Source organism: Paraburkholderia sp. EG286B (assembly GCF_040965655.1).
GTDB lineage: Bacteria > Pseudomonadota > Gammaproteobacteria > Burkholderiales > Burkholderiaceae > Paraburkholderia.
In genome coordinates this window covers 1-267 of sequence record NZ_JBFRCF010000219.1, presented here as the reverse complement: position 1 = coordinate 267, position 267 = coordinate 1, and the positions used below count along the sequence as shown (strand labels likewise).

The following is a 267-nucleotide window of genomic DNA, read 5'->3' as shown; positions in this document are numbered from 1 at the left end:
TTGAGCCGGCGCACACGTCGGATGTAGTGGCCCTCCCGCATAAACTCCGCAGTGGCGACTTGAATGACCGGTGACGGCGCGGGAGCGAGTGTCGCGGCCACCTCCGCGAATGCATTGACGAGGTCGGACGGGACAACAATGAAGCCAAGCCGCAGAGCAGGGCTAACAGTCTTGCTGAAGGAGCCGATGTGGATGACGTGCTTGCCTTCGCCAAGAGATGCCATGGCGGGCGCCGGCCTGCCTTCCAACTGTAGTTCTCCAAGGTAG

The 267-nt window shown here is 61.8% G+C and carries 1 protein-coding gene; it reads right to left on the bottom strand.

Annotated features, from left to right (window positions below):
* Window positions 1–267 (bottom strand): aminotransferase class I/II-fold pyridoxal phosphate-dependent enzyme (locus AB4Y42_RS44495; protein WP_368697931.1); only part of this gene is annotated, 267 nt, incomplete at both ends.